Annotated in this window: 5 protein-coding genes; 2 read left to right on the forward strand and 3 right to left on the reverse strand. The window is 41.5% G+C overall.

All coding sequences use genetic code 11. From position 1 onward, the window contains the following. Nucleotides 1–569 (forward strand): DUF2062 domain-containing protein (locus tag V7659_RS30250; RefSeq protein ID WP_335543717.1); only part of this gene is annotated, 569 nt, incomplete at its 5' end. On the opposite strand, the gene V7659_RS30255 is transcribed toward V7659_RS30250, so the two are convergent. Further along, the gene (locus tag V7659_RS30255) at nt 566–1,402 is read right to left on the reverse strand and encodes an SDR family oxidoreductase (RefSeq protein WP_335543718.1); all 837 of its coding nucleotides are present in this window, start codon (nt 1,400–1,402) and stop codon (nt 566–568) included. The genes V7659_RS30250 and V7659_RS30255 overlap by 4 nt on opposite strands. A gap of 118 nt (nt 1,403–1,520) precedes the next feature. Then, the gene (locus V7659_RS30260) at nt 1,521–1,715 is read right to left on the reverse strand and encodes an alpha/beta-type small acid-soluble spore protein (RefSeq protein WP_026567533.1); all 195 of its coding nucleotides are present in this window, start codon (nt 1,713–1,715) and stop codon (nt 1,521–1,523) included. A gap of 356 nt (nt 1,716–2,071) precedes the next feature. On the opposite strand from V7659_RS30260, the gene V7659_RS30265 reads away from it, so the two are divergent. Then, on the forward strand, nt 2,072–3,196 hold the full coding sequence (locus V7659_RS30265) for an NAD(P)/FAD-dependent oxidoreductase (protein WP_335543719.1): 1,125 nt from the start codon (nt 2,072–2,074) through the stop codon (nt 3,194–3,196). A gap of 79 nt (nt 3,197–3,275) precedes the next feature. Here the strand turns inward: V7659_RS30265 and V7659_RS30270 are convergent. Then, nucleotides 3,276–3,808: response regulator transcription factor (locus V7659_RS30270; protein ID WP_335543720.1), on the reverse strand; the 533-nt coding region annotated here is incomplete at its 5' end.

Raw genomic sequence — 3,808 nt, forward strand, 5'->3', positions numbered from 1 at the left:
ACAAAAAAAAGAAAAAGCATCATGTTTTTCAACGAATTGGACGGGCTTTTAAGTTGAATTTTATTAAATTGCTTCGTGCTCCAGGTGGTGCCAAAAAAGTATCTTTGGGATTCGCAATTGGTTTTGGCTTAGAAATGGTTGTTCTTTCAACTGCTTCCCTTGTATATATCGTATTTTTACCATTGGTTCGAATGGCAAAAGGTTCTTTGCCGGCGGCGATTATCGGAAACGTCATTGGAAAAATATCCTTTTTACCAGTTTTACTCCTGCCATTAGCCAAACCTATCGGTAAACTGATTTATCCAAATAACGGAAGTATTGGGAATAAAACCCCTTTTTCGTTCGAACAATTGATGCAAGGTGATTTACACAGTGTGGTCAGTTTACTTCACGGAGGTGTCCATGTCCTAATAGGCATGACAATCTTTGGAATCATCCTTGGTATTATTTCATACTTCCTGGTTCATTATTTTTATGAAAAAGAAAAAAAGAAAAGACTGATAAGAATTCGCGACAAGCAAGCCCTCCGTAAAAATAACCTTGTCATCATTGATGCGACAAATAATTAAAGCTTAAGTTGCTTGAGAATAATTGCTTCTAAAAGCTTCCATGGCAGCAAATTTTTAAGCCTAAGCATCGTCTTTACACCAGCCCCGATCGGATACCTAAGATCAGGTGATTGCGGCTGCGAGGCAATTTTTGCTGCCAATTTAGCAACCTCGATGGGATTGCCATGCTTGGCTTTTCCTCCTTCAATTTCATGAAGTAAACTTTCCATATAGGATAGGTATGGGGACTCAGGATTGACTTCCATCCCGTCCACACTCGCCCAAATATTGGTTTGATAGGAACCTGGCTCAAGGAGGGAAACGTCGATCCCAAATGGCTTCAACTCGAGGCGCAGGCTTTCGCTATAACCTTCAAGAGCGTGCTTGGAAGCGACATAAGCTGATAATCCTGGGAATCCTAGTCTTCCACTAATGCTGCTGATATTGATAATCCTGCCTTGCTTTCTTGCCCGCATCCACGGCAGAACTGCCTGGGTGACAGCAATCACTCCGAACAGATTTGTTTCGAATTGACTCCTATACTTTTCAATTGAAAGCTCCTCGCTAAAACCTCCCAGGGCAAACCCTGCATTGTTTACTAATACGTCGACAGTAGGATACTCACGGAGAATATCTTGAAAATGTTGAATGGATTCACTGGAAGTGACATCAAGCGGTTGAATATGAATGAAATCCTCGACATTATTTTCTTTAGCAAGAGTTAATAAGGGCTCTGATTTATTGACATCCCTCATAGTTGCAATCACTGTAAAGCCTTTTACTGCCAATTCAATCCCGGTTAGCATACCGAAGCCGCTTGAAGACCCCGTAACAATCGCTGTTCGTTGTTTCATGATTTCCTCCTTAACTTCTTTTTCTTTTATTTAAACGTATAATGGCGAAGTTTGTATACCCAAAATTGAAAAAGGCTGTCCCTAAATCTATGGGACAGCCTTCGCTTGAAATCATCCGTTATTGATTTTGATGATTTCTGAGGGTTTGTTCAGCATAAGCGACGAGGCGTTTCGTCATTTCGCCGCCTACTGAACCGTTTGCTCGTGCGGTCGTATCAGCACCAAGTTGAACTCCAAACTCGTTGGCAATCTCTTCTTTCATTTGATCTAAAGCATTGTCTGCTCCAGGAACCAATAGTTTGTTTCTAGCCATGATACATCACTCCCGACGAAGTTTTTTTGAGCAATGTGTCATTGCTCGTATATAATTTAACCGATTATTATTAATTTCATTAAAAGTAAACCAGGAATTCGTGAGGTTGACCAAAGGAATAGTGTCATAATGATAGGGAATATTATCTTTATAGTTGGGTAAACATTTATTTGAGAAAGTGAGTGATGAATGGTATGATCGAGTTTCCGAAAAATCTTTTTTGTGAAAAGTGCGGCAAAGAAACAGAGCATATGGTACGCGAAGATGCTTTAGAAATAGAATATACTAGTACCGAATGTAATAATGAACAAGAAATTATCAAGTCCTTTTTTTAAAAATAGTGAAATAGGTGGGTTATGCAGAAAATAATCGTAATTGGAGCAGGAATTCTTGGTGCATCGACCGCCTATCATCTTGCGAAATTAGGCGCAAAGGTAACATTGGTTGATCGAGCGGACCTAGGACAGGCGACTGATGCCGCAGCTGGGATTGTATGTCCTTGGCTTTCACAGCGGCGTAACAAAGCTTGGTACCAGTTAGCCAAAGGAGGAGCTCGTTATTATCCAGAATTAATTGCTCAACTAGAAGCCGACGGAGAGAGAGAAACTGGATACCAACAGGTTGGGGCCATTAGTTTACATACGGAACTGAATAAACTCGAACAAATGGCGGAACGAGCGAGAAAACGTCGCAACGATGCCCCAGAAATCGGAGAGATTACTATTCTTTCGCCGTCTGAAACAAAGCGTCAATTCCCTCCATTATCCGAGGAATACGGGTCTGTTCATGTAAGTGGGGGAGCACGGGTTAATGGCAGGGCATTACGTGAATCATTAATACGCGCTGCCACAAAACAAGGAGTGACATTTCACCACGGGAATGCGTCCCTCGAGATGTTGGGGAATCAAGTAGTCGGGATTAAGACTGCGGAAAAAAGGTATTCTTCAGATCAGGTAGTTCTGACTGCAGGTGCATGGTCTAACGAGCTTTTGCAGCCATTAGGTGTAGAGTTTTTAGTCAAACCTCAAAAAGCACAAATTATTCATCTCGAATTACCTAAGACGGATACAAGCCAATGGCCTGTGGTTATGCCGCCTCAAAATCATTATATTCTTACGTTTGAAAATGGCCGAGTTGTTGTCGGCTCGACTCATGAAAACGAGGCTGGATTTGACACGCGTGTAACAGCCGGTGGAATTCAGGAGATTTTAAGCAAAGCGCTAGAAACAGCACCTGGTCTGGCTGCATGCACATATCTTGAAACAAGAGTTGGTTTTCGGCCGTTCACTCCAGGTTTTTTGCCTGTGATTGGGGCATTGCCACGATTTGAAGGAATTTATTTAGCCAATGGCCTCGGGGCTTCAGGGTTAACGAGTGGGCCGTATCTTGGTGCAGAACTAGCCAAACTAGTCGTAGGTAAACAAACAGAAATTGACCCCAAAAACTATGATGTGGATGGAGCAATTGCACCTGCTAAATAAAAGTTCAAAAGCACCCATTTGGGTGCTGAGCCTTTAATTGATTCAACCGAGACCAAAAATATAAAGCGCTTTCAAAAAACTACGTGATAATTCCTCTGCGGAATAGTTCGCCAATCGCATGGGAACGATTCTGAACACCAAGTTTTTTAATCGCTGTTTTTACATATTGTTTGACTGTTAATTCGCTAATTTTCATTAAATCTGCCATTTCCTTTGTGCTTTCTCCCCAAGCAATTCTGCGCATCACTTCGAGCTCCCTCTTACTTAAAAATTGCGGGTCCTCCACATTGTCGGATTTCTCCAGAAACTTTCCAACTTCTTTTCCATAACGAGTTAAGGAGGAAAGAAGAATTTCATCAATCCTAGCTCCTTTTATAAACTCATTCGTGCAAATATAGCCAATAATTACCGAACGAAAACAGATAGGGACAACCACAACCGAATGTACACTCGATGATGTTATGTATTTACTGCTTGTTTGCTTCAAATACTCAATTCCTGAACAATACTTCGCTTTCTTTTCATGAATCGCTGAGTAAATAATCGGCAGGGAACGGACATCATCCCGAATATCCCCAATATGTACCATCCCATCAGCGGTTAATAAGATAA

Origin of the sequence: Neobacillus drentensis (genome assembly GCF_036966985.1) — a bacterium.
Taxonomy (GTDB): Bacteria; Bacillota; Bacilli; order Bacillales; family Cytobacillaceae; genus Neobacillus; species Neobacillus drentensis_E.